Genomic DNA, 24,318 nt, shown 5'->3' with positions numbered 1-24,318 from the left:
CCCAGCGCCAGGACGGTGATGCCCGCCAGGACGAGCGGGAGGCCGCCGGTGCCGTCCACCTGGGTCAGTAGGACCGACCCGGCCGCGGACAGGGCCAGCGCAGCGAGCCGGTCGGCGTCCGCGGGCGGGTCGGCGAGGAGCAGGTGCAGGAGCCGGGTCCGGCAGCGCCGTGCGGCGAGGTCGGCGCGCCCGTCCGCGCGGTTCGCGACCTCGGCGGCGTATCCGGCGGCGATGACGGCCGACACCGCGTCCATGTAGGCGAACTGGGCGTCCACGACGAGGCGGAGCACGCCGCGGTCGAGGCCGAGCCCGCCGGACTCCGCGCCGAGGGTCCGGCACGCCGCGAGCGCCGAGCGGCGGAGCGCCTGCTGCGTCTCGACGGGGTCGCGGCCGTCCCGCGCGAGGTGCCGTCCGACGCGCAGGTAGAACGCCGACACCCGCTCCCAGCCGGCGGTCGGGTCCTCGACGAGGTCGCAGAAGTGCCGGATGCCGGCGATCACGCCGGCCCGGGCGCGGCCCGCCTCCTCCGCGCCGATCGGCGGCCCGCCGCGCCGCAGTTCGGTCAGCACCTCGTCCGCGGCCCTGTCCAGCTGGGGGCGCAGCCGCCGCGCCACCCACTCCGGAACCGCGTCGAACGCGCGCTCGTCCAACCCTGTTCGCACCACTCGCCGATCCCCCTCCACCGCCCGCCTCCGTGCGGGGCGTTCCCCAGGATTGCCGATCCCGGGCGAATCCGATTGTCGCTGGAATAACTCGTTCTGCGGCGCGTCATGGAGTCGGTTGACAAAAGCCCAGTAAGGCGAGTCAGCGGTTAATGCATTGCCGTGGAAACGGCGGTGCGGCGCGTTCCGGAGCCGCCCGATCAGCGGCCGGTGAACGGGTCGATCCCGGAAATCGTCCAGCGGCCGTCCCGGCGGACCGCGTCGACGGCCAGCATCGCGGCGGCGGAGGTGCTCCTGCCGTCGGTGGTGCGGGTGGTGCGCTGGTCGGCGAAGACGAGCAGCCGGGCCCGGTCGCCGCGCAGCAGCGTGACGGCGCTGTCGGTCACCCGGGTGCTGAGGACGGTCCGCTGCCGCGGCGCCTCGCCGCGGACCGGGCCGAAGACCGTCTCGTACTGGCGCACCGCCGGGCCGGTGAGGGAGGCGCGCGCCGCGGCGTCGGTCCGCGCGCCGTCGGTGTAGTCGTAGGAGAAGACCTTCCCGATGATGTCGGCGACGGCGCCTTTGACCTCGCTCGTCGCGGCGCCGTCGGTGAGGGCCGTGTTCCGGACGGCCGGGTCGTCCTGGACGGCGTGCGCCTTCTGCACGGCCCACACGCCGAACACGGCGAGCAGCACGGCCACGACTCCGAGGACGCCCGGCGACCGGCCCCACCGAGCGGACCACTGCCCGGCCCCCACGCCGTTCACCGCTGCCGTGCTCCGCGTTGCCTTGGTTGTCCGTGTGCTCTGCGCGGCCATCCCGGGCCGTCCCTTCTCCTCATGCCGCTCGCGCGGCCCGTGCGACCGCCGCTACAGGGAGCCCGTCGGGGCCTGGCCGAGGGCGCTGAGCTTCCAGCCCGCGCCCGTCCTGGTCAGCTCGCCGACGAGGCGGTTCTGCTTGGTGACCGGCTTCCCGTCCGGCGGGGTGACGGTGATCCGCACGGCCACGAGCACCCGGGCCCGGCCGGACCGCTCGTCCAGTTCGGCGACCGCCCCCTCCAGGATCCGCGCGCTCGTGATCGTCCGCGCCTTGCGGACCTGCTCCTCGAACCCGGCGCGCCCCTGCGTGATCTGCTGGTACAGGTCGCTGGTCGTGGAGTCCTGCCAGGACTTCAGGCCCGGCCCGAGGGCGCGGTAGTCGAGGGTGTTGAGGTTCTGGATCGCCTGCTCGCCGCTCTGCAGGACGTCCTCGCGCGTCCGGGAGTAGGCGTGCGAGGCGTCGTGCGCCGCCGCGTACCAGGACCGTCCGGCCCAGGCGGCGAACAGCGCGGCCAGGACGGCGAGCGCGGCGGCGGTGCGCACCAGCGTGTCCCCGCCGGGGACGCCGGTGGATGCCGGGCCGGGCATGCCGTCGCTCGATGCGGTCATGGCCCCTCCTCCTCTCCGTACCGACCGGGTCTCGGGTTCAGCCGGACCTCAGGTCGGTGATGGTCCAGTGGCCGTCGCGGCGCCGCGCCGTGACGGCGAGCTGCGCGGCGGCGGGCGTGCCGTTCGGTGCGCCCGCGCGCGTGGCGGTCTGGTCGAGGAAGACCAGCAGCCGGGCGGTGTCGCCGGTCAGGGACACGACACCGGCCCGGACGACGCGGGTCGTCAGCGTGACGCGCTGCGCCGGGGCCTGCCGCTTCACCTGGTCGAAGAGCTGCCGGTACTGCCGCGCGGCGGGCCCGGCGAGGACCTCGGACGCGGCGCGCTCGGTGGCGCCGACGTCGGCGGGCGTGTAGGTGAACACGCGGCCGAGCGCGGTCGACACGTCGCCGATCACGTCGGTGGTGGCCACGCCGTCCAGGACGGCCCGGTCGGTGTCGTCTCCTCCGGCGCCGCCGCATCCGTCGCTTCCGCACAGCCGGCCGGCGGCGGGACGCAGGACCAGCGCGATCAGGACGAGACCGAGGGCGACCGCGAACGGGCGGTAGAGCCCCAGGAGCCGCCTCATCGGGCACCCGCCGGGATCGCGGTGAGCGACTGGAGCCTCCAGCCCGCCGGGGTGCGCGCGAGGCCCGCCTCGAACCGCTTGCGTTGCAGGGTGGGGGCGCCGCCGCGCAGGGTCAGCGTGACGTGCACGGACGCGATGACCTTCGCCTGGCCCGCGCGGGCGTCCAGCGAGGTGACGGCGGCGCCGGTGACGGTCGCGGTCGCGCCGGTGCGGGACTGCGCGATCTTCGTCCGGTTCTGCGGCTCGTCGCGCCGCAACTGGTCGTGCAGCGGCCCGGTGGACACGTCCAGCCACGCCCGCAGCCCGTCGTCCACGTGGTCGCAGTCCATGGTGTTGAGGACGGCGATCTGCTGCCGGGCGGCGCGCAGCACGAGGTCGCGGTCGCGCTCCGGTCCGCTCGGCCCGCCGTCGCCGCCGCCGTCCCGCCACACTGTCCAGGACGACCAGGCGAGGAAGCAGGCGGCGGCGAGCACCGCGGCCCATCCGATCAGCCCCCACCGCGCGAACAGGGGCCTGCGCCGCTTCGGACCCTCCGGAGCCGGTCGCTCCGGCGGCGCTCCCTTGAGCGGCGTGGACGTCCTGGCCATCAGTGTCCTCCCTGGACGCCGAGCAGCGCGGCCATGCCGCTGGGCCCCTCCGCCGGGAGCGCGGGGAGCGCGAGCGCACCGGGCAGCGCGGCGTCACCGGCCACGCTCCGCGCGGAACCCGTGCCGCCGTCCGTGCCGCTGCCCAGGACCGACCCCGGGCGCGCCGGGGTCGGGACCGGGCCGCGCGGCGCGTTCGCCGAGCCGCGGACGTTGATCCCGCTGGACGCGGGACTCGCGCAGTGGGCGGACGTGTTGAGCGCAGGCCCGGGCGAGGTGTCCAGGCCGTCGCGGTAGCGCGTCCCGCCGTAGCCCGCGGTGCAGGGCAGCGGGTTGAAGAACGTCGTGACCATCCCGTAGGTGAGGCGGTCGTCCCGCACGACGGACATGCCCGCGGCGACCGCGGCCGGCAGCTTCGCGAGGAGCTGCTCCAGCCCGGCCGAGCGGGGCGCCAGCAGGTCGGACGTCGTCGTCAGGTTCGCGACGAGCACGCTGAGGGACGGGTCGAGGTCGCGCACCAGCGCTTGGAGCTCCTCGGCCGCGCCGGGCGCCGTCGAGACCAGCCTGCGGAACGCGGGGTCGGAGGCGCGGAGCTGGCCGGAGAGGAGCCGCGCGTTGCGGCCGAAGGAGCGCAGCGCGCCGGCCTCCTCGTTCTGCGTGCGCAGGACGGTCTCGCCGTCGCTGATGAGCGCCGTCGTCGGCTCGGCGTTCTCGTCGGCGGCGCGGGTGAAGGCACCGCCCTCGTCCAGGAGCGTCTGGAGGTTGGGGCCCTGCCCGGCGAACGCCTGCCCGAGTTCGGTGACGACCGTCCGCAGCGAGTCCGTCGGGACGGATTCCGCGAGGCCGTTGAGGCTGGTGAGCAGATCCGTCACCGGGGCCGGGGTCGTGGTGGCGGTGCGCGGGATGACCGAGCCCGCCGCGAGGTAGGGGCCGCCGTTCGTGATAGGCCGCAGGTCGAGGTACTGCTCGCCGATCGCCGACCGGTTCGCGACGACGGCGAGGGTGTTCCGCGGGACCCTCGGCGCGGCCTTCTTGATCCGCAGGTCCGCGAGGACGCCGGTGTCGGTCAGGTGCAGGGCGCCGACGCGGCCCACGGACGTGCCGCGGTAGGTGACGTCGGCGTTCGTCGCCAGGCCGCCGGCCTCGGCGAGGCTCACCTGGACGACGTAGTAGTCGCGGAAGCCGATCCGGTCGCCGAGGTCGGCGTAGTTCAGCCCGACGTAGCCCATCGCGAGCGCGCCGATGATGAGGAACACGAGGTTCTTGATCCTGGTGCCGACGGTCAGCATCGCTCAGCCCCCCTGCCCCGGCGTGGACGGCGACGCCAGCGGTGCCAGCGGCGGGATGATCTCCGTCCCCGGCGCGGCGGTGACGTGCAGGTAGACGTTCAGGTAGTCGCCCTTGACGGCGGGCAGCACGGCGTCGGTGAACGGGTAGGTGAACAGTGCTTGCAGCGCGTTCGGCAGGTCGTGCCCGGCGTCGGAGAGCTTCCGCAGCGTCGGCTCCAGCGCGCGCAGGTCGGCGATCAGGTCGTCCCTGCTCCGGTTGACGGTGGACACGGCGACGCCGGACAGCTCGTCCAGCGAGCGCAGCATCCGGACGAGCGCGCCGCGCTGCTCGGCGAGCACCCGCAGGCCGGGCTCGATGTCGTCGAGCGCGACGGCGATCTGGTTCTTGCGCCCGCGCAGCGTCGCCGACAGGCGGTCGAGGCCGTCGATGGCGTCGGTGATGCCGCGCCGGTTGGCGTCCAGGCCGCCGACGAGGGTGCGCGCCCGCTCCAGCAGCGACCGGACCTCCGGCTCGTTGCCGCCGAGGGCCCGGTTCAGCTCGGTGGTGATGGTGCGGAGCTGGGCGATGCCGCCGCCGTTGAGCAGCATCGACAGCGCGCCGAACACCTCCTCCACCTCGGGGTTCCGGTTGGTGCGCGACACCGGGATCACGGCGCCGTCCGCGAGCGTGCCGGTGCTCGCGGACGGCGCGGACCCGCCCGGTGGAGTGCCGCCCGGCGCGGCGGTACTCCCCGGGACGTTCGAGGGGGCGGCGCTGAGCTGGACGAACTTCTCGCCCAGCAGGCTCGACTGGCGCAGCTCGGCGTAGGCGTTCGCGGGCAGCCGCACCTTGCCGTTGACCTTCATGGTGACCTCGGCGGTCCAGCCGCCGTCCGGCAGCGACACCTTCGTGACGCGGCCGACCGCGACGTCGTTGACCTTCACCGCCGACTGCGGGACGAGGTTCAGCACGTTCGCGAACTGGGCCCGGACCGTGTACGGGTGGTCGCCGAGGTCGGCGCCGCCGGGCAGCGGGAGGTCCTGGACGCCGGAGAAGCCGCCGAGGCCGCAGCCGGCGAGGGCGGTTGAGGCGAGCGCGGCGGCCACCGCGAGCGCCGCCGGCCTGCGGAGGCGCGCGGCGCGAAGGCCGTGGGTGCGGGCGTGGGCGCGGGTCACGGGGCCTCCCCCTGCCCGCCTTGGACCTGCCCCGTCGCGGGCAGCGGCAGGCTCAGCTCGTTGAGGTCGCCGCGTCCCATGAGCGCGCGGCGCTGCGGGTCGTAGGCGTTGAGGACGTTGGTGGCGTTGAGCGGCTGGACGTCGAGCGCCTCGGCCAGGGAGCGGCGCTGGTCCACCAGCACCTGCGTGATCTTCGACAGCTTCCGGACGTTCGAGCGCACCAGCGCGCGGTTGTCGTGGATGAACACCTTCACGCGGGCGAGCGCCTCGGCGAGGGCCTTGAGCGCGGCGTCGAGCTCGTGCCGGTCGTCGGCGAGGAACCCGGTCACGTCCGCGAGCTGCCGCTCCGCCTGCCGGACCTGCCCGTCGTTGGTCTTCAGCATCGCGGTGAAGGACTGGAGGTTGCCGATCGTGGCGAACAGGTCCTTCTGCGAGCCGGACAGCGTCTTCGCGGCCTGCGCGAGCCGCTCGGTGGTCGTCCGGATGTCCTGCCCGTTGCCCTGGAGGTTCGCCGCGCCGGTGCCGAGCGCCCGCGACAGCGCGCCGTCCTTGTTGAGGCCGTTCGGGCCGAGGTCGGTGGCGAGCTTCTTGATGCTGTCGTAGATCTTGTCCAGTTCCATCGGCGTGGCCGTCCGGGACGCCGGAACGACGCTGCCCGCGGCCATCTTCGGTCCGCCCGTGTACGCGGGCGTGAGCTGGACGTACCGGTCGGCGACGAGGCTCGGGGCGACCGCCACGACCCTCGCGTCCGCCGGGACGTCCACGCCGTGCTCGACCGTCATCGTCGTCCTGACCTGGGTGCCCTCGGCGCGGACGGCGTCGACCGTGCCGACCTTCACGCCGAGGACCCGCACGTCCGAGCCCTTGTAGATGCCGACGGCGTCGGTGAAGTAGACGGTGATCCGGGTGCCCTCGGGCGCACGCGCCGCGACGATCGCGACGGCGGCCACGAGCGCGAGGGCGAGTCCCGCGGCGATCAGCGCGGCGGGTCGGGTGAGCTTGCGCAGCATCAGTCGCCGCCTCTCTTGGGCGGCTTGCAGCCCTTGTCCGAGCCCTTGTCCGAGGCCGTCTTGCCCTGTGACTGGTACTCCTTCGGGACGAGGCCGCAGAGGTAGCCGTCCATCCAGCGTCCGTTGCCCAGGGCGTTGCCGAGGAGACGCGTGTACGGCCCGGCCGTCCTGAGGGCCCGGTCGAGGTTCTCCTGGTTCTTCTGGAGCAGGTCGGTGACGTTCTCCAGTGCGCGGAGCGTCGGCCCGAGCTGCCGCTGGTTGTCGTCGACCAGGCCGGTGATCTGCTGGGAGAGCGCCTGGGTGCCGACGAGGAGCCCGTGGATCGCCTCCCTGCGGCGGCGGATCTCGTCCAGGAGCTGGTTGCCGTCGCGGAGGAGCGCCTCGATGTCGCTCCGCTGGCCCGCGACGGTTCCGGTCACCTGCCGGGTGTTGGCGAGCAGCCGCGCCAGCTCCGCGTCCCGCGACGAGATCGTCTTCGACAGCGCGGACACGCCGGTCAGCGCGCGCCGGACGCTCGGCGCCGTCCGCGCGAACGTCGTGGAGATCGCGTCGAGGCTCCGCGCGAGCTGCGCCGAGTCGATCTGGCCGACGGTGCCGGCGAGGTCCTCGAACGCCGTGGTGACGTCGTAGGGGGACGTCGTCCGGGCGAGGGGGATCCGCGTCCCGGGGTCCTGGCGCTTGGCCCCCAGCGGGTCGAGGGCCAGGTACTTGTCGCCGAGGAGCGTCTTGATGGCGATCGCGGCCGTGCTCGCGTCCCCCACCCACGTCTTCCGGACCCGGAACGCGACGACGACCTTCGCGCCGGACAGCCGGACCCCGGTGACCTCGCCGACCTTGACGCCGGCGACGCGCACCTCGTTGCCCGGCCGCAGCCCGGCGGCCTCGCTGAAGTCGGCCGTGTAGCGGGTGCCGCCGCCGATGACCGGGAGGTTCCTGGCGTTGAACGCCAGCAGCCCCAGCGCGATGATCAGCGCGAACGACACCAGCGCGACGAGCACCGGGTTCCGTTCGCGGACGGGCTTGAACCTCGGCTTCAGCCTCATGACGAGCACCTCTCGGCCGTCATCGGCACGCCCGACGGGACCGGGTGGTCCTCGCCCGGGTACTGCTTGTACTTGGCCCCCGTCACGACGGCCTCGCACATGTAGAGGTTCAGCCATGACCCGTACGAGCCGATCCGTCCGATCGCCGCCATCTTCACGGGCAGCAGCCGCAGGAACGAGTCGACGGTCGGGGAGTCGGCGTCGAGGTTCGCGGACAGCCGCCCGAGCTGCGCGATGTCCTGCTTGAGCGGCGCGCGGCCGTCCCGGAGGAGCCCGGTGGTGGTGTTCGCGAGGTCGTCCAGCGCGCTGATGGCCTCGCCGATCGGGACGCGGTCGGCGGCGAGCCCGGACACCAGGCGGCGCAGCGTCCCGATGAGCGCGCCGAGGTTGTCACCGCGCCCGTTGATCGTGGTGAGGACGTCGTTGAGGTTGTCGACGACCTGCCCGATGACCCGGTCCTTCCCGGCGATCGTGCTGGTCAGCGACCCGACCGTGGACAGCAGCCCCTCGACCGTCGTCCCCTCGCCCTGGAGCACCTGGACGATCGACCCCGCGAGCTGGTTGACGTCCTTCGGCGACAGCGCCTGGAACAGCGGCTGGAAGCCGTTGAAGAGCTGGGTGAGGTTCAGCGCGGGCGTGGTCCGCTCGACGGGGATCGTCGCGCCGGGGGCGAGGGTCCCGGGCGCGCCGGTACCCCGGTCGACCTCGACGTACCGCTGGCCGATCAGGTTCAGGTACTTGATCGTCGCGGTGGCGGAGGCCGGGAGCCGGTGGCCGCGGCCGACGCTGAACGACACCAGCGCGACGCGGTGCTCGACGACGCGGATCCCGGCGACGCGCCCGACCTCGACGCCCGCGATCCGCACGCCGTCGCCCTCCCGGAGCCCGGATGCGTCGGTGAAGCGGGCCTTGTAGGAGATCGTGTCGCCGCCGCCGACCTGGGTGATGCTGAGCGCCAGCATCGCGCTCGCGACGACCGTCACCGCGACGAACGCCGCCGACTTGAGGAGCGGCGCGGCCAATCCGCTGCGCTTCACCTGACGGTCACCTCCGTCCCCCGGTAGAGCGGGCCGACGAGCACGCTGCTCCAGTCGGGCAGGGCCTCGGGCACCTCCTGGAGGCCGGGCGCCAGCAGCTCGTTCACCAGCCGGTTCTCCTCCGGGGAGTTGGGGAGGCCGAGCGACCCGGGCGCCACCGCGACCGGCGTCGCCGCATCGGGCGGCGCCGACTTCACGGCGGCCCCCGTCACGGCGGTCCCGGCGGGATAGCAGTGCGGGCCGCTCCGGTCGTTGTAGACGGGCCGGTCCTTGCCGGGCAGGTAGCGCCCCTTGGACTGCATCGTGGTGACGTTCACGTGCAGGCCCGGCTCCTTGGTGCCCTTGCCGAGAACCTTGTCCATCACCGGGACGAAGTCCGTCAGCATGGCGAGCGTGCACGGAAGCTCGGGCGAGTACTTCCGCAGCAGCTCCAGCGTCGGACGGGACCTCGCCGACAGCCGGATGAAGTTCCCCGAGTTCTCGTGCAGGAAGTCGGACAGGTTCTCCGACGCGTCCGTCAGCGAGGCGTACAGGCGGCTCAGCTCCGTCCGCTGGGCGGCGATCGACCGGCTCGTGTACGCGAAGTCGTTCAGCGCCTGGAGGACGTCCGGCGCGGCCTCGTCGTAGGCCCGGCTCACCTCCACCAGTTCGCGGATGCCGCGGTTCAGCGCGGGCACGCTCGGGTTGAGCTTCTTGAGGTAGGCGTCCAGCTCGACGAGCGTCCGCCCGAGCTCGGTGCCGCGCCCGTCCAGCGCCTGCGACACCGCCGTTAGCGTCGCCGCGAGCTCCGCCGGGCGGACGGCGGTGAGCAGCGGGTACAGGTTGTCCATCACCCGCTGGAGCTCGATCGCGTTCGCGGAGCGGTCCTGGCTGATCGTGCTGCCGGACGTGAGGCGCGCCGTGCTCGGCGCCGCCGGCGGGACCAGCGCCACGAACCGCTGCCCGAACAGCGTCGTCGGCAGGAGCTGCGCCGACACGTTCGCCGGGATCCGCTTCACCGCGCCGGGCCGGATCGCGAGCCGCAGCGTCGCCACCGCGCCGTCCGACGACACCTCGCGGACCTCGCCGACCACCACGCCGCGCAGCTTCACGTCCGCGTGCGGGTGCATCTCGCTGCCCGCGCTCGCCGTCCGCAGCGTCACCCAGCTCACCCGCGTGAACCGCTTGTCGTAAACGGCGACCGACAGCCACACCAGCAGCGCGGGCACCAGCAGGAACGCGACCCCGGCGAGCCGCCTGCGCAGCACCCCCGCCGAGCCCGCCCGGCGTCTCCCGCGGCCGCTCATCCGGCCACCTTCACCGTCGTGTTCGTCCCCCACAGCGCCAGGCTGAAGAAGAAGTCGCTCACGCTGATCAGGACGATCGACGTCCGCACCGCGCGGCCGACGGCCTGCCCCACCCCGGCGGGGCCGCCGGCCGCGCGGTAGCCGTAGTAGCAGTGGGAGAGGATCACGAGGACGCTGAACACCAGCACCTTGAAGAACGACAGGACCACGTCCGTCGGGGACAGGAACAGCCCGAAGTAGTGGTCGTAGGTGCCCGCCGACTGCCCGTTGAACACGACCGTGACCTCCCGGGACGCCAGGTACGCGCACAGCAGCCCGATCGCGTACAGCGGGACGATCGCCACCGCGCCCGCGATGATCCGCGTCGTCACCAGGTACGGCAGGCTCGGGATGCCCATGACCTCCAGGGCGTCCACCTCGTCGCTGATCCGCATCGCGCCGAGCTGCGCGGTGAACCCGGCCCCGACCGTCGCCGACAGCGCGAGCCCCGACACCACCGGCGCGATCTCGCGCGTGTTGATGTAGGCGGACGCGAACCCGGTGAACGCCGACGTCCCGATCTGCTGGAGGGCCGAGTAGCCCTGCATGCCGACGACGACGCCCGTCGCGAGCGTCATCGCGACCATCACGCCGATCGTCCCGCCGATCACGCCGAGGCCGCCGCTGCCGAACGCGACCTCCGCGAGCAGCCGCTGCACCTCCCTGCGGTAGCGGCGCACCGCGCGCGGCGTCCACAGCAGCGCCCGCACATAGAAGGTGCCCTGGTCGCCGGGCCGGTCCAGCCACGCGAACCAGCGGGACGGGCCCGCGCGGACCCCGGTCAGCAGGCTCATCGCTCAGCCTCCCTTCGGCGGGACGACCTGGAGGTAGATCCCGGTGATCACGAGGTTGAGCAGGAACAGCAGCAGGAACGTGATGACGACGGACTGGTTCACCACGTCCCCGACGCCCTTCGGCCCGCCCTTCGGGTTCAGCCCCCGGTACGCCGCGACCACGCCGGCGACGAACCCGAACAGCAGCGCCTTGGCCTCCCCGACGTAGAGGTCGGGGAGCTGCGCGAGCGCGGAGAAGCTCGCGACGTACGCGCCCGGCGTCCCGCCCTGCATCAGGACGTTGAAGAAGTAGCCGCCCGCGACGCCGACCACCGACACGAGCCCGTTCAGCAGGAACGCGACGGCGACGCACGCGAGGACGCGCGGGACGACGAGGCGCTGGACCGGCGAGACGCCGAGCACCTCCATCGCGTCCAGCTCCTCGCGGATCGTCCGGGCGCCGATGTCCGCGCAGATCGTCGAGCCCGCCACCCCGGACACCAGCAGCGCCACGATCATCGGGCTGGCCTGCTGGATGACGACGAGCACGCTCGCCGCGCCGGTGAACGACTGCGCGCCGAACTGCTGGGTGAGGGACCCGACCTGGAGCGAGGTCACCGCGCCGAACGGGACGGACACGAGCGCCGTCGGCAGGATCGTGACGCTCGCGATGAACCAGAACTGCTCGACGAACTCGCGGAACTGGAACGGGCGCCGGAACGCCATGCCGAGCACGGTCGCGCCGAGCGCGAACATCCTTCCGGCCTCGCGCAGCGCGCTCAGCGGATACCCGGCGATCGGTGCCGCCATGGGACCGGCCTCCCTTCTCGTGTCTCGTCTCAGATGTCGCCCGCGGGGTGCGGAACGCGCGCTCGGGCTACGCCTTCGTCGCCTGGCAGGCGGGGGCCTTCTCGAACGCGGCGTTCAGCGCCGGGTCCTTGCGGAAGTCCTGCTGCGGGCCCTGGTAGGTGTTGAACTGCCCGAACGCTTGGCCGACCCGGCCGACCGCCCGCTGGAACGACTTCTGGTCCGTCACCTTCGCGCGGTGCAGGCTCTTCGACGCGGTCGTGACCGTGGAGTGCGTCCGCGTCAGGTTGCCCATCGCGGTCGTGTAGAGGGCCTTGCCGTTCGCGACCGGCGGCGCGCCGACGCCCTGGAGACCCGTCTCCAGCTTGCGCATCCGCTGCGAGATGTCGTCGAGCAGCTTCACGATCGACGCCCGCGACTTCAGCACGTCGGCGTTGTCGATCTTCGGGACGGACAGGTTCCCGCCCGTGTTCATGGCGCCGCAGACCTTCCCGGCCCAGGCGACCTCCGGCCCGTCCTTCTCCTCGCCGCCGCCCGAACCGCACCCGCCGGCCGCGACGGCGACCGCCGAGGCCAGCGCCATCCCGGCGACGACCCTCCGGCCCGCGCCGAACCTTCTCGCGCCGTTCATGCTTCTCTCGTTCACGGAGCCTTCTCCTTCTCACCCACACCGGCACGGGGTGATACCGGCGTCCCTCTTCGCGTGGTCAGCAGTTGGAGGCGGCGGGCTTCCCGCCGAACCTGTCCGCGAGGAACGCCATGGCGTCCCCGTTGCCGCGGTAGACGAGCGTGATGTGGCTGATGCGGTCCCAGGTCTTCCAGGTGACCGGGACGCCGGCCTTGCAGTAGGCGTCCCGCAGCTCCTTGTCCTGGCCGAACGCGACGATCTCGTCCGCGGTCGAGTGGTACTGGAACACCGGCACCTTGATCGACTCGGCGCCGAGCGTGTTCTCCGCGACGCGGGCCAGCCACGCGTCGGTCGCGTAGGGGCTCGACGTCATGTAGTCCGGGACGGTCTTGCCCGCGTAGTCGAGCAGCAGCTCCAGCGTGCACGCCCGGTCCCGCAGCCCGGCGACCATGGTCCGTCCGGCGTCGTTGAGGAAGTCGCCCAGCTTCAGCTCGGGGTAGGCGTTGTCCATGCCGAGCATCGAGTAGAGGAGGAACCCGAACGGCTTCGCGCCCTCCAGCGGCGCGCCGACCGCCGCGAGGTCGGACGGCACGCCGCCGCCGACGACCCCGGCGAGCTTCAGCTCCGGCGCGTACTCCGGCTGCTCCTGGCCCGCCCACATCGCGGCGGCACCGCCCTGCGAGTAGCCGCGGAACGCGACCTGCGCGTCCTTCGACAGGCCCGCCTCCGGAAGCCGCTGCGCCGCGCGGACCGCGTCGATGAGCGAGTAGCCGATCGAGTTCACGATGTACGTCGTCGTGGGGTTCTCGTGGTAGCCCTCGTAGTCCGTCGTCGCGACCGCGTAGCCCTTCGCGAGCATCTCGTTCAGCGCGGACTGCTCGTAGAAGGCGCCCTGGTCGATGAACTTCGACGGCGCGCAGCGGAACGCGGGGCCGCTCGTCCCGGGGCCGAACCCGACGATCGGCGCCTTCGACCGGTCGCCCTTCTTCGGGACGAGGACGATCCCGGTGACCGCGACGGGCTTGCCCAGCGCGTTCGTCGACAGGTACATGACCTGCCACGCGTCGGCGAGGGCCCGCGCGGACGGCGGCCCCGCCTTCGCCGGACGCGCCCGGATGACGTCGCCCGGCGCGCCCGCGGGCAGCGGCGACGGCGGCGTGTAGAAGGCGTCCCCGGCGGGACCCGGGTCGGTCGCCTCGGCCTTGGCCCGCGAGGTCGCCGCCTGGGCGGTGGCGCCGGACGGCGTGCTCGCGCCGACGGCCATGGACAGGGTGAGCGCCAGGGCGGCGGCGGACGCGAGGAACGTCCGGCCGCGGGAGGCCCGGCTGCGCAGGGCCCGGCTGCGCAGGGCCCGGCTGTGGCGCGCGCGGGGTGTGCGGAACGACATCTCCTGGCCTCCTAGCCCTTCGGCTTCGGGGTGAGCGTGAGGTCGAGGGCGTTGCCCGGCCCCGCGACGGCGGAACTGAGGAGACCGGTCAGCACGCCGCAGTCGGCGAGCGGCGCGAGCTCGTACGCGCCGGCCACGCGCCCGCCCGCGGCGGGGTCGAAGGCTCCCGCCGACGTCAGCGTGATGTCGGACGGCTTCGACGTCCGGCACTGGTCGCCGCCGCCGAGGGGGATGCCGAACACGCTGACCGCCGGCATCCGGACGGCCACCGCCGACTTCGCGGTCAGCTTGCCGCCGGTGTAGGTCCCCGTCGTCCGCCCTTGGGCGGCGAAGGCCAGGTCGGCGCTGGCGGGCAGGAACCCGAGGAGGTGGAAGCTCCCCTTGGCCGGGTCGAGCGTCAGGTCTCCCGTGACGGCGCCGGTGCCGCGCTGGACCTCGACCGACATCCCGCCGGTCAGCGGAACGGTCCCGTTCGACGCCTTGACCGTGGACGTCCCCTTGAGCGTGTACGTGTACCCGGTCGGGCCCTGCGTCGCCGGGTCGGTGATGTCGAACTCGGCGAGGACGTTGTTCTGGCCCGGGTCCTGCGTGCACTCGGACTCGAAGGTGCCGAGGCCCGTCTCCCCGCCGTCGTCCGTGCGCGGCGTGAGGGTCAGCACCAGGTTCCCCACGGTGACCTTCCCGCGGCCGGCGCGGCTGAAGGTCAGGTCCGGGGACGTGCCCTTCCCCTTCACCGTGAACGAGCCCGACGCGGGGAGGGTGGTCTTGTCGAGGGCGGAGTCCACCTCGACGGGCAGCCCGTCCGGTTCCTCGGGCACCGTCAGCGTCGCCTCGGCGAGCGCGTGGCCCTCCAGCGTCGTGGAGTACAGCGCGACGAGGCCGCGGGTCGACTCGGCGTCCACCGTGGACACCGAGTCCACGACGAACCCCTGCATGACCTGCCCGACCTGGACGGACGCGGGCACGTCCGAGCTCAGCTCGACGTGCACGGGCCGCGGCCCGAGCAGCGGGAACGTGCAGTGGTAGTCGAGCCCGAGCCGTACCGGCGCCGCCGCGGCCGGACCGGCGTCCGCGACGCCGGCGAGGCTCGACGCCACCAGCGCGGCGGCGACGGCGAGCGCGCCGCCCGTCCCCGCCGTTCTCCTGTTGGTTCTCACGTGCTTCCCGCTCCCGCCCTGCCCGTTCTGGCCTGTGTCGGCGCCCGGCATGGGGCGGGCCCCCGCCGCACCGCGGTGCGGCGGGGGCCGCCCTGCTCGGGCGTCAGTTCATCGCCGCCGTCTACGCCTTGGGCGTGAGGGTCAGGTCGATGGTGTTGCCCTTGCCGGCGGTGAAGATGCTGAGGATGCCGGTGAGCGGACCGCAGTTGTCGATCGACGACAGCTCGTACTGGCCGCTGATCTTGCCGCCGACGCCCGGGTCGAAGAACTCGCCCGCGGCCGACTTCAGCGTGATGTCGGACGGCGACTTGGTCTGGCAGTTCTCGCCGCCGCCGATCGGGATGGCGCCGAAGACGTTGAACGACGTCAGCTTGGTGATCACCTTGGAGTTGGTGGTCAGCTGGCCGTCCTTGTACAGGCCGGTCGTCTTGCCCTGGGTGACCAGGGCGATGTCCGCGGACACCGGCAGGAAGCCGAGGATCTGGAAGTTGCCCTTGGTCTTGTTCAGGGTCAGGTCGGCGGTGACGTCGCCCGTGTCGAGGTTGAGGTCCGCGCCCACGGCACCGGTCAGCGGCGCCTTCCCGTTGGGGGCCTTCACGAACGTCTCGCCGGACAGGGTGAAGTCGTAGTGCTCACCGCCGGGAGTGGGGGTCGGGGTGGGCGTAGGAGTCGGGGTGGGGGTCGGGGTCGGAGTAGGCGTGGGAGTGGGGGTCGGGGTGGGGGTGGGGGTGGGCGTCGGAGTGGGGGTCGGCGTCGGCGTCGGAGTAGGCGTCGGCGTCGGCGTCGGGGTGGGAGTAGGCGTCGGAGTGGGGGTGGGGGTGGGAGTAGGCGTGGGGGTCGGGGTGGGCGTGGGGGTGGGCGTCGGGGTCGGGGTGCCGTCCGTGATGGTGAACGAGGCGAACGGGGTGTCCTGGCCCGGGTCCTTGGTGCAGGTGACGTCCTTGCCGCCGGCCCACACCGACGTGCCGTCGGCCTTCTTCGGGTCGATGTGCTGGGTCAGCCCGACGACCGTGATCTTGCCCTGGCCGGTCTGGCTGAACACGAGCTGCGGGGCGTCGCCCTCGGCGACGAGGTCCCAGGTCGCCCCGGCCTGCTGCGGGATGTCGACCTTGTTGATGACGACGTCCGTCGAGACGGGCAGGTTCGGGTCCTCCGGGACGGACACGATCGAGTCGGCCGACGCCGTGCCCTCCAGGCTGACGGCCTTCACCGCGCGCAGGCCGTTGGTGATGGTCCCGGTGATGTGCGCCGTCGACTTGATGTGGAACGGCGGCGAGAGCTCGCCGACCTTGATGGTGCTGGGGAAGTCGGACTCGATGTCGACCGAGAGCGGCTGGTTGCCGATCAGCGGGAAGACGCAGTGGAAGTTCAGCGTCTGCTTGATCGGGTCCGCCGAGGCGGGGCCGGCGGCGATCGCGCCGAGCATGGAGAAGCCGAGGCCGCCGATGGCCGCGACGGCCAGTCCCCTGGCACCGAACCGCTTGCGCCTGCTGAGCTTGTCTTCCAACTTTCTGCCTTTCATCTGAACGAGATCCAGTGCATCTGGCGAGGCACTGCCTGATCGTGCGACCCCCGAGATTCGGCTCACCTCCGGAAGGGGTTTGCGTGTGCGCCTGCGAACTGTCGGGAAACGATTCCGGCACCAAGAAACTCGGAGAACGGCAGGGCCGTGGATCCAGGTCGCCGGCGTCCGCCGGCATCCCTTGAGTGATCCAGATCTCGTACGTTTCGGACTCGTAAACTACCCGTAAGCCCGGAGGGTGTCTTCACGGTCTACTGACAAAATGCCCGAGCTTCGCACTCACTGGCTCAACACCGATATGAAGTTATTTCGAGTGCCGGAAAACTGTCATTTTCCGGCAGCACGAGGCGGTGATTTCATCGTCGTGTGACAGGAATTTCCAGAGTGGCGGCGCACGGCGGCCGGAGCGTCCGGAAGTTGTCATCGGACGCGAGATTCCCGGCCGCCGGCGCGTGAGCTCCCGCCGCCGGCCGGGACCTACAGGTGCTGGAACGTCGTGTAGTTCTCGGCGAAGTCGTTGAAGCGGAGGAAGTTGGTGAAGCTCATCGTGACGGTGGGGTCCAGCCCCTCGACGTAGTGCCACCAGCCGACCGGGATGAACAGCAGCTCGCCGGGCGACAGCGTGCACTCCAGCACCTGGGCCTTGCGCATGGCGGGGAAGCGCTCGTAGTCGACCGCGCTCGCGTCGACCTCCGAGTAGCAGTGCAGGTGGTTGTAGATGTAGGCCGTGTCGTGCAGCGGCACCATCTTGATCTGCTTGCGGCCCATCACCTGCGCCATGAAATTGTTGGTCAGATCATGGTGGTAGGGGGTCTTGGTCCCGGCCGGCCCGAGCCAGAAGAAGCCCTTGTCCGGCGAGTCGCCGTCCAGGTATTCGGTGATCGGATCGATGTCGGACCACAGCACGTCCAGCGCGGCGCGGTTGCGCGAGGCGTTGTTCGCGGTCATGTAGAAGTCGTTGGTCGTCCCGGCCGACTCGACGAGGTCGACGTACTCGCGGAACGGCATCAACCGCTTGTGCTTCGGTCCATTGATCTCGTAGTCCTCGTCCGACTCCCGGCCGAACTGCACCTCGACCTCGCGGTCCCCGCAACGCTCCCGGAAGTAGTCGAAGTCCCACTTCGTGCACGCGGGCCACGACTTCAGCATCCCGGTGATGATGACCGGCCGGTTCTGGAAGTAGTACTGCTCGAAGAACTCGTCCCGGGACGGCCGCTCGCGGCGCTCGATCGTCCCGCCGTTCGCGCGCATCCGGCTGAGCCGGCCGTAGACGGTGAGGGTCCACTCCCGCTTGCGCAGCCGGTTCGCGATCCGCGACCCGCCCTGCACGTACGGGCTCGCCAGCGCCCCGGCGACCTCGCGGGCGGCCTCCTCCTCGCTGAACTCGTTGCGGACCAGCGCCTCGCGGATCACCTCGGGCGGGTTGCCCAGCAGCAGGTTCTCGGCGATCCAGCGGCGCCAGTCGTCCTTCGGACGGGTCACGGCGGTCCTCCTCTTCCCGTTGGGGCGTCTACACGTGCGATGGGGTGCGCTGCGGCGCTCACCCGGGCTCGCTCATCCGGCGGCGCTCATCCCGGTGGCGCTCATCCGGGGGTGCGCTCGGGGGTGCTCATCCGGGGTGCGCTCATCCCGGCGGCGCGGCGGAGCGGCGCGGCTCGGGCAGCACCGGCGGGCAGTTGATCTCCACGTCCGGGATGCAGGACGCGCCGAGGCTCACGCGGATCAGGTTCCCGGGCCCCGCGACGGAGCCGGAGAACAGCGGGTCGAGGTCCTCGCCGACGCCGCAGCCCGCGAAGGGGGGAATGGTGAACTCGCCCTCGACCATCCCCGCCTCCAGGACGTTCGGCAGCCGGCCCTTGAGCGTGATGTCGGCGTCGGTGCGGGTCCGGCAGCGTCCGCCCACGTCCATCGGCGTCCCGTTGACGCGGACGTCGTAGATGCGGATCGACATCCGCATGTGCGCGGTGACCGTCTGGAAGCCGTCGGCGCCGGAGACCGCGTCGTAGGTCCCGTAGTCCTTCGGATCGGACGGGTTCCCCGGGTCGAGGGGACGCTGCGTCATCTCCATCGTGGCCGTGGTCGGCATGAACCCGAAGGTCAGGAACGTGGACCGGGACCGCAGCGGGCGGACGAACCGCTGCCGCACCATGGCGCCGTTCCCGTCCGGGGTGAGCGCGTACACCATGGTCGTCAGGACGGGCTCGGCGAACTCGGGGTCGTTGAGCACGGACGCGCCCTTGAGCTTCGCGACGTTCGCGAAACCGCTGAGGTACACGCAGCCCGGCATCCAGTCGTCGGAGGGCGGCGGGTACGAGCCGCACTCCGGTGGCGTCCCGGCCGGGGCGGCGGCCCGCGCTCCCGGCTTCGGCGCCGCGGACGCCTCGGGGGCGGGACTCCCGCTCGCGCCGGTCACCGGGACGGTCGCGAGGGTCAGCGTCTGCCCGGCGACCGGCTCGCACGTGATCCGCAGCGTCTTCGGAGCCCCGCCCGCGCCGCCCGCCGCGCCACTGCCTGTCGTGCCGCCGCCTGTCGTGCCGCCGTCCGCCGTGCCGTTCGCTTGGCCGGTCGCCGGTCCGGTCGCCGCGCCGCTGGTCGTGCCGTTCGCCGCCCTCGGGCTGAGCGTCAGCGTCAGGGCGCCGGCCGCGAACGTGAGGTCGCCGGTCCCGGCGGGCGTCACCGGCGGGACGTCGCCGGACGCGGCCAGCACCAGGTCGGCGCCGTCCGCGACCGGTGTGGACGGTGTGGTCAGCCCGTCCCAGCTCACCGGGGCGGACTTGCCGTTCTGCGTGACGGACGTGCCGAGCTGCGCCGTCCCGACGACGGACGCGCCTCCGAGCCCGGTCACCTCGGGCAGCGCCGCCTTCGGGATCGTCACGGCGGCCGTGACGCGGCCCGGGCGCACCGGCTGCCCAACCGTCCCGCTCGCCGGGAACGTGCCGCGCACCCGGACGCCGAACCGCTGCGACGTCCCGGACGGGAAAGCGCAGGTGTAGCCCAGGTCGGCGTCGGCCTCCTGGGCCCTCGCCGTCGCGCCGCCGGGACCGGGCAGCGAGCCGGTCGCGACCGCGCCCAGCCCGACCACGGCCGCGCCGAACACGGCCATCGTCCAGTGGCTCCGGACCCTCATGGTCGCTCCCCTCTCCCTGCCGTCCTGCTCCCTGCCGTGCTGCTGCGGGCTCATGCGCATCACGTCCAGCCGGGGAGCCACAGCCGGGACTGCCAGCCGCTCTCCGAGACGGGTTCGGCCGTGAGGATCGGATAGAGGACGTAGAGGTTGACCGCGACGGCCAGCACGAAGGCGGCGCCGCCCGCGGAGACGAGCGCGCGCCGCCAGGGCCGGTCCCGGTAGGCGGTGTGGACGCCCTCGAAGAGCAGCACCACGGCCAGCACCGCGAACGGCAGCATCGGCAGCGCGTACGTCGAGTACATGGTCCGGTCGTCGAGCGCGGCCGGGAACCAGGGCAGCCAGCCCGCCAGGTAGCCGCCGGCCGCGGCACCGGCCCGCCAGTCGCGCAGGAACACCGCGTAGGCGAGCACGGCGAGGAGCGCGCCGGCCGAGAACCACCAGAGCACGGGCGTGCCGAGATGGGACACCTCGGTGACGCACCGCGCGGCGTCGCAGCCGTCCTGGCCCCGCTGCACGGCGCCGCGGTACATGACGGCCGGATGCCCGACGTAGGCCCACTGCCACGGCCAGGACTGCGCCGGGTTCGGGGCCGTCACCGAGCCGTGGAAGTCGAGCGTCATCGCGTGGTAGTGCCACAGCGACCGGACCGGGTCGAGGAACGACGGCCAGACGCCGCTCGGATGCCGCGCCGCCCAGTCCCGCTGGAAACCCGGGAGGCGCTGCCCGAACAGCGCCTCCTGGACGCTCGTCCCGGAGGCGAACCACCCCCACCAGCCGGCCAGGTAGACGGCTGCGGCGAGCGCCCACATCTGGAGCAGCGAGGGGAGCAGGTCGAGTCTCAGCATGCCGCGCCAGGGCCGCGCCACCCCGGCGTCCTTGCGCGCACCGCGGTCCCACAGCAGCGCCAGCAGCCAGAAGAACGCCATGGCGTAGACGCCGGACCACTTCGTCCCGCACGCCAGGCCGAAGCAGAGACCGGCGCCGATCCGCCACCCGTGCCGCAGGAACGGGCCGCCGGGCCGGTCACCGGAAGGGCCGTCGCCGGTGTCTTCCGCCGGCGTTCTCGCCATGGACGCGGCGAGCGCGGCACGGGTCCGGTCCCGGTCAACGACCAGGCAGGCGAAACCGGCCACGATCCAGAGCAGCAGGAAGATGTCCAGGAGGGCCGTGCGGCTGGAGACGAGCCAGGACCCGTCGAGCGCCAGCAGCAGCCCCGCTGCGCATCCGAGGACGGTCGAGCCGGTCATGCGCCGGGCCGTCCGGGCCAGGATCAGCACGGTCAGGACGCCCGCGACGGCGGCCGCGGACCGGAACCCGAACGGGCCGGTGCCGAACACCGCCATGCCCGCCGCGATGAACCACTTGCCGAGCGGCGGGTGGGCCGCCCACTCGCCGCCGCCCGCGAGGCCCGCGACGGGGTGCCCGGCCAGGAAGTGGGCGTTGGCGACGGCGCCGTCCTGGCTCATCCGCCAGTTGTGCTCGACGCCGTAGTGCAGCAGGGCCCAGGCGTCCTTGGCGTAGTACGTCTCGTCCCAGATGATCGCGTGGGGCGTGCCCAGCCGGTGGAACACGAGGAACCCGGCGAGGGCCGACACGGCGAGCGGGCCGATCCAGCCCCATGGCAGCGCGCCGAGCCGTCCCCACCGGGACGGGGCCCCTGCCGGGGACTCGGGATCCCTCACCGCTACCGAGGCGGTCAACGCGGCCCACCCTTCGTCGCGGCCTCACCCTTCGTCGCGTCCCTCCGGACACGGCCCCGACCGTAATCAGAGGGAAACGTCGAAAGAACCGACTCCAGAACGAAGAAGTCCGCGGAACCGCTCAGTTCGGTGAGCCATTGCACCCCGGCCCGCCGGCACAGAATCGCGCTCTTGTGATGTGATGACAACTTCCTTTAGACGGCCACGGGAATTTGCGCGTCCGGACCAGCCCGCCAGGGACACGATCGGGGGCGGGGCCGGGTGTCGCCAGGTACACCCCACGTTCGGGTCCTGAGCCCAGTGCCGGCAGGAGGGCGCTCCGGAAGGGTCGATCACGTCGGCTCCCGCACCGCTCAAGGAGATCCCATGCCGCGCATCCGCACGCTGTCCGCCGCCGTCACCGCACTCGTCCTGGGCTTCGGCGTCGCCGCCCCGGCCGCGGCGGCGGCCGGTCCCCGGCGGAACGAGCCGACCGCGACCGGCCTGGACGCGAAGGTGCGGGCGGCGGCCACCGGGCTCGTGGCCGATGGCGCCCCCGGCGTGCTGATCATGACCCGGCGGGACGGGCGCGTCGCGCACACCGCCGCCGGGGTGTCCGACACGGCCACCGGCCGGCCGATGGACCACCGGCTGCTCTTCCGCGCCGCCAGCGTGACCAAGTCGTTCACCTCGACGGTCGTGCTCCAGCTCGCCGCCGAGCACCGCCTGTCGCTCGACGACACCGTGGAGCGCTGGCTGCCCGGCCTCGTCCGGGGCAACGGCAACGACGGCTCGAAGATCACGATCCGGCGGCTGCTCGCGCAGACCAGCGGCCTGAACGACTACACGCCCGACCCCCGGGTCATGACGGACCCGCGGCGCATGTGGGAGCCGTCCGAACTGGTCGGCATCGCCGTGGAGAAGGCGCCGCTGTACGCACCGGGCACGGGCTGGAACTACTCCAACACCAACTACGTCCTCGCCGGGATGATCATCGAGAGGGCGTCCGGGCGGACGGCGGGCGCCGAGTTCGCGCGCCGCATCTTCCGGCCGCTGGGCCTGCGGCACACCTCCTACCCCGCGCAGACGGACTTCACGGCGAGCAGCGCCTTCCCTGGGCCGTACGTCCACGGCTACTACGGCGGGTTCGGCGACGTCAGCACCGCGATCAGCACGTCCAGCGCCCGGACGTCCGGCGGCATCATCTCCACCGTGGACGACCTCGCCCGCTTCCACCGGGCCCTGTTCACCGGCCGGCTGCTGCCCGCCCGGCAGATGCGCGAGCTCACGACCGTCCGCCCGGTGAACGACGACGGCGTCGTGGAGGACTACGGCCTCGGCGTCGCCCGCATCGCCTTCTCCTGCGGCCGCGCGTGGGGCCACGACGGCGGCTTCCCCGGCTACCGGACGTGGACCTACACCAGCGCGGACGGCCGTCGCCAGGCCGTGATCACCTACAACACGTCCACGCTGGAGTACGACGAGCGCTTCCGCGCCGACCTGGCGAAGGCCGCCGACACCGCGTTCTGCTCCTGACGCCGATCCCGAATATCGTTCTAATAAAAATCGACAAATTCCACCGCGCCGCACGCGGAATTGGCGGCCCTCACGCGCCTGCACCCCGACACCGCGAATTCCTATAAGCGAGTGAGCAGCGCGGATCGCGTTTTGTTCGCTCGCGCTACAGAACGCGGCCGGGCGCCCCGCTTACCGTCGGAGAGTCCTCGATCGAGGTCGGAAAAGGGCGCGCGGGGGGACCCTCAGGGCGCGCCCCGCTCCCGGCCGCGATCTCGCGCTACCGCCGCCCGCGCCGGCCGGGCCGGGGAGGGGCCACCCCACTCCCCGCCCCGCCACCCGGCCGCGCGGACACGGTGACGGAGGTGTGTCCGATGACCAGAACCCTCGAACCTGGAGGTCTCGCCGAGCGCGCGGTCCCGCTGCCGCCGCGGCTCGCCCGGCTGATGCGGCCGGAACTGCCCAGCCTCGCCGGCGAGATCGTCACCGAGATCCGCCGCGCGATCCCCGAGTACGCCCGTCCCCTCGACGGCCCCTACGGCCAGGTCCTGCGGCTCAGCGTCGAGCACAACCTCGCGGCGTTCGTCGACCGGGTCGCCGCGGTGCCCGGCGCGCGCGCCGTCACCGACGAGTCCGCCGGGACGGCCCGCATGCTCGGCCAGTACGAGGCGCACGAGGGCCGCAGCATGGACAGCCTCCAGGCCGCCTACCGGATCGGCGGGCAGGTCGCCTGGCGGCGCGTCATGAAGGTCGCCCCGCGCCACGACATCTCCTCCGCGGTCATGTCGCGCCTCGCCGACGCCCTCTTCGTCTTCATGGACGAGCTCGCGGCGCACTCCCTGGAGGGCTACCAGGAGGCCAAGGCGCGGCCCATCCCCGCCCTCGACGAGCGGCGCCGCCGGCTGCTGCGGCTGATCGTCCAGGGCGCGCCGGAGGCCGAGCTCACCGAACCGGCCGAGGCGACGGGCTGGACCGTTCCGGACACCGCCACCCCCATCGCCGTCGAGCCCGGGGCCCGCTGCGTCTGGACGGCCCTCGACGGCGACGTGCTCGCCGACCTCGAATCCGCGGCCCCGCACCTCCTCGTCCCCGGCCCCTTCACGGCCGAGCGCCGCGCCATGCTCGACGCCGCCCTCCCCGGCCGCCGCGCCGCGGTCGGCGTCACCCTCCCCACCGCCCAGGCCGCCGACTCCCTCCGCTGGGCCCGGCAAGCCCTCGGCCTCGCGCGAGAAGGCGTCCTGGACGGCGCGCGGGTCGTCCTCTGCGAGGAGCACCTCGTCACCCTCTGGCTCCTGTCCGACCCCGCGCTCGTCGAGCAGATCACCCGCCGGCGCCTCGGCGTCCTGGACGGCATGACCCCCGGCCAGCAGGACCGCCTCGTCGAGACCCTCCGCACCTGGCTCGTGACCCGCGGCACCGCCGCCGAGATCGCCGAACGGCTGCACATCCACCCGCAGACCGTCCGGTACCGGATGCGCAAGATCGAGCAGACCTTCGGCGACGATCTGGACGACCCCGACGCCCGCTTCGGCATCGAGGTGGCCCTCCGCGCCGCGTCCCTGCGCTCCCGTCCACCGATCGCCCGCCGCTGACTCCCGGCATGTGCCGAAAGTGTGCAGGTCCGAGGAAGGGCGAGCCATGACGGCG

General features: G+C 72.8%; 22 protein-coding genes. 2 read left to right on the top strand and 20 right to left on the bottom strand.

Features of this window, described 5'->3' with window-relative positions; all coding sequences use genetic code 11:
- The 20 genes from E1300_RS23920 to E1300_RS23825 all read right to left on the bottom strand — a co-directional run.
- The coding region (locus E1300_RS23920; protein WP_503104936.1) for a PucR-like N-terminal domain-containing protein at positions 1-662 on the bottom strand (662 nt) is incomplete at its 3' end.
- 200 nt (positions 663-862) lie between these two features.
- Entirely contained in the window at positions 863-1,408 is a 546-nt protein-coding gene (locus E1300_RS23915; protein ID WP_242619365.1) for a hypothetical protein, read from the bottom strand.
- Between the two features lie 102 nt (positions 1,409-1,510).
- Positions 1,511-2,068, bottom strand: coding sequence for a hypothetical protein (locus E1300_RS23910; RefSeq protein ID WP_242619364.1), 558 nt, complete (start codon positions 2,066-2,068; stop codon positions 1,511-1,513).
- Positions 2,069-2,105: 37 nt separating this feature from the next.
- Positions 2,106-2,633: a hypothetical protein gene (locus tag E1300_RS23905; protein ID WP_131759292.1), complete on the bottom strand. Its 528-nt coding sequence runs from the start codon at positions 2,631-2,633 to the stop codon at positions 2,106-2,108.
- Positions 2,630-3,220: an Rv1363c family protein gene (locus E1300_RS23900; RefSeq protein WP_207399919.1), complete on the bottom strand. Its 591-nt coding sequence runs from the start codon at positions 3,218-3,220 to the stop codon at positions 2,630-2,632. Before E1300_RS23900 ends, E1300_RS23905 begins: the two co-directional genes overlap by 4 nt.
- Positions 3,220-4,506 (bottom strand): MCE family protein, encoded by a 1,287-nt coding sequence (locus E1300_RS23895; protein ID WP_131759291.1) that lies wholly within the window; start codon positions 4,504-4,506, stop codon positions 3,220-3,222. Before E1300_RS23895 ends, E1300_RS23900 begins: the two co-directional genes overlap by 1 nt.
- Positions 4,507-4,509: 3 nt before the next feature.
- On the bottom strand, positions 4,510-5,661 hold the full coding sequence (locus E1300_RS23890) for an MlaD family protein (protein ID WP_242619363.1): 1,152 nt from the start codon (positions 5,659-5,661) through the stop codon (positions 4,510-4,512).
- Complete coding sequence (locus tag E1300_RS23885; protein ID WP_131759290.1) at positions 5,658-6,671, bottom strand: MCE family protein; 1,014 nt, start codon at positions 6,669-6,671, stop codon at positions 5,658-5,660. The genes E1300_RS23890 and E1300_RS23885 overlap by 4 nt, the downstream gene beginning before the upstream one ends.
- The gene (locus E1300_RS23880) at positions 6,671-7,714 is read right to left on the bottom strand and encodes an MCE family protein (RefSeq protein WP_131759289.1); all 1,044 of its coding nucleotides are present in this window, start codon (positions 7,712-7,714) and stop codon (positions 6,671-6,673) included. The genes E1300_RS23885 and E1300_RS23880 overlap by 1 nt, the downstream gene beginning before the upstream one ends.
- Positions 7,711-8,751: an MCE family protein gene (locus tag E1300_RS23875; protein WP_131759288.1), complete on the bottom strand. Its 1,041-nt coding sequence runs from the start codon at positions 8,749-8,751 to the stop codon at positions 7,711-7,713. The genes E1300_RS23880 and E1300_RS23875 overlap by 4 nt, the downstream gene beginning before the upstream one ends.
- On the bottom strand, positions 8,748-10,037 hold the full coding sequence (locus tag E1300_RS23870; RefSeq protein ID WP_131759287.1) for an MCE family protein: 1,290 nt from the start codon (positions 10,035-10,037) through the stop codon (positions 8,748-8,750). The genes E1300_RS23875 and E1300_RS23870 overlap by 4 nt, the downstream gene beginning before the upstream one ends.
- Complete coding sequence (locus E1300_RS23865) at positions 10,034-10,870, bottom strand: MlaE family ABC transporter permease (RefSeq protein ID WP_131759286.1); 837 nt, start codon at positions 10,868-10,870, stop codon at positions 10,034-10,036. Before E1300_RS23865 ends, E1300_RS23870 begins: the two co-directional genes overlap by 4 nt.
- A gap of 3 nt (positions 10,871-10,873) precedes the next feature.
- A complete protein-coding gene (locus E1300_RS23860) occupies positions 10,874-11,659 on the bottom strand; it encodes an MlaE family ABC transporter permease (protein WP_131759285.1) in 786 nt (261 codons plus the stop codon).
- A gap of 67 nt (positions 11,660-11,726) precedes the next feature.
- Positions 11,727-12,302 (bottom strand): hypothetical protein, encoded by a 576-nt coding sequence (locus E1300_RS23855; protein WP_131759284.1) that lies wholly within the window; start codon positions 12,300-12,302, stop codon positions 11,727-11,729.
- Between the two features lie 61 nt (positions 12,303-12,363).
- Positions 12,364-13,671: a lipase family protein gene (locus tag E1300_RS23850; protein WP_242619362.1), complete on the bottom strand. Its 1,308-nt coding sequence runs from the start codon at positions 13,669-13,671 to the stop codon at positions 12,364-12,366.
- An 11-nt stretch (positions 13,672-13,682) separates the two neighbouring features.
- Positions 13,683-14,828 (bottom strand): DUF6801 domain-containing protein, encoded by a 1,146-nt coding sequence (locus tag E1300_RS23845; RefSeq protein WP_131759283.1) that lies wholly within the window; start codon positions 14,826-14,828, stop codon positions 13,683-13,685.
- 121 nt (positions 14,829-14,949) lie between these two features.
- Entirely contained in the window at positions 14,950-16,335 is a 1,386-nt protein-coding gene (locus tag E1300_RS51680) for a DUF6801 domain-containing protein (protein ID WP_207399918.1), read from the bottom strand.
- Positions 16,336-16,827: 492 nt separating this feature from the next.
- On the bottom strand, positions 16,828-17,832 hold the full coding sequence (locus E1300_RS23835; protein WP_131759282.1) for a cupin-like domain-containing protein: 1,005 nt from the start codon (positions 17,830-17,832) through the stop codon (positions 16,828-16,830).
- A 142-nt stretch (positions 17,833-17,974) separates the two neighbouring features.
- Entirely contained in the window at positions 17,975-19,477 is a 1,503-nt protein-coding gene (locus E1300_RS23830; protein WP_131759281.1) for a DUF6801 domain-containing protein, read from the bottom strand.
- A gap of 59 nt (positions 19,478-19,536) precedes the next feature.
- A complete protein-coding gene (locus E1300_RS23825; protein WP_131759280.1) occupies positions 19,537-21,177 on the bottom strand; it encodes a dolichyl-phosphate-mannose--protein mannosyltransferase in 1,641 nt (546 codons plus the stop codon).
- A 366-nt stretch (positions 21,178-21,543) separates the two neighbouring features.
- Between E1300_RS23825 and E1300_RS23820 the strand changes: the two genes are divergently transcribed.
- Together E1300_RS23820 and E1300_RS23815 are read left to right on the top strand one after the other, a co-directional pair.
- Positions 21,544-22,692 carry a serine hydrolase domain-containing protein gene (locus tag E1300_RS23820; protein WP_131759279.1) on the top strand — a complete coding sequence of 383 codons (1,149 nt, stop codon included), beginning with the start codon at positions 21,544-21,546 and terminating at the stop codon, positions 22,690-22,692.
- A gap of 353 nt (positions 22,693-23,045) precedes the next feature.
- Positions 23,046-24,263, top strand: coding sequence for a PucR family transcriptional regulator (locus E1300_RS23815; RefSeq protein ID WP_131759278.1), 1,218 nt, complete (start codon positions 23,046-23,048; stop codon positions 24,261-24,263).
- Positions 24,264-24,318: the final 55 nt, after the last annotated feature.

Source organism: Actinomadura fibrosa (genome assembly GCF_900659615.1).
Classification (GTDB): domain Bacteria; phylum Actinomycetota; class Actinomycetes; order Streptosporangiales; family Streptosporangiaceae; genus Spirillospora; species Spirillospora fibrosa.
Note: the sequence above shows the minus strand (reverse complement) of the source record. Positions and strands in the feature narration are given on the sequence as shown.

What these genes read in the sequence shown, in the direction of transcription:
- E1300_RS23910 (WP_242619364.1), bottom strand. Translation starts at nt 2,068, where the DNA reads ATGACCGCATCGAGCGACGGCATGCCCGGCCCGGCATCCACCGGCGTC.
- E1300_RS23905 (WP_131759292.1), bottom strand. Translation starts at nt 2,633, where the DNA reads ATGAGGCGGCTCCTGGGGCTCTACCGCCCGTTCGCGGTCGCCCTCGGT.
- E1300_RS23900 (WP_207399919.1), bottom strand. Translation starts at nt 3,220, where the DNA reads ATGGCCAGGACGTCCACGCCGCTCAAGGGAGCGCCGCCGGAGCGACCG.
- E1300_RS23895 (WP_131759291.1), bottom strand. Translation starts at nt 4,506, where the DNA reads ATGCTGACCGTCGGCACCAGGATCAAGAACCTCGTGTTCCTCATCATC.
- E1300_RS23885 (WP_131759290.1), bottom strand. Translation starts at nt 6,671, where the DNA reads ATGCTGCGCAAGCTCACCCGACCCGCCGCGCTGATCGCCGCGGGACTC.
- E1300_RS23880 (WP_131759289.1), bottom strand. Translation starts at nt 7,714, where the DNA reads ATGAGGCTGAAGCCGAGGTTCAAGCCCGTCCGCGAACGGAACCCGGTG.
- E1300_RS23870 (WP_131759287.1), bottom strand. Translation starts at nt 10,037, where the DNA reads ATGAGCGGCCGCGGGAGACGCCGGGCGGGCTCGGCGGGGGTGCTGCGC.
- E1300_RS23865 (WP_131759286.1), bottom strand. Translation starts at nt 10,870, where the DNA reads ATGAGCCTGCTGACCGGGGTCCGCGCGGGCCCGTCCCGCTGGTTCGCG.
- E1300_RS23860 (WP_131759285.1), bottom strand. Translation starts at nt 11,659, where the DNA reads ATGGCGGCACCGATCGCCGGGTATCCGCTGAGCGCGCTGCGCGAGGCC.
- E1300_RS23850 (WP_242619362.1), bottom strand. Translation starts at nt 13,671, where the DNA reads ATGTCGTTCCGCACACCCCGCGCGCGCCACAGCCGGGCCCTGCGCAGC.
- E1300_RS23830 (WP_131759281.1), bottom strand. Translation starts at nt 19,477, where the DNA reads ATGAGGGTCCGGAGCCACTGGACGATGGCCGTGTTCGGCGCGGCCGTG.
- E1300_RS23820 (WP_131759279.1), top strand. Translation starts at nt 21,544, where the DNA reads ATGCCGCGCATCCGCACGCTGTCCGCCGCCGTCACCGCACTCGTCCTG.
- E1300_RS23815 (WP_131759278.1), top strand. Translation starts at nt 23,046, where the DNA reads ATGACCAGAACCCTCGAACCTGGAGGTCTCGCCGAGCGCGCGGTCCCG.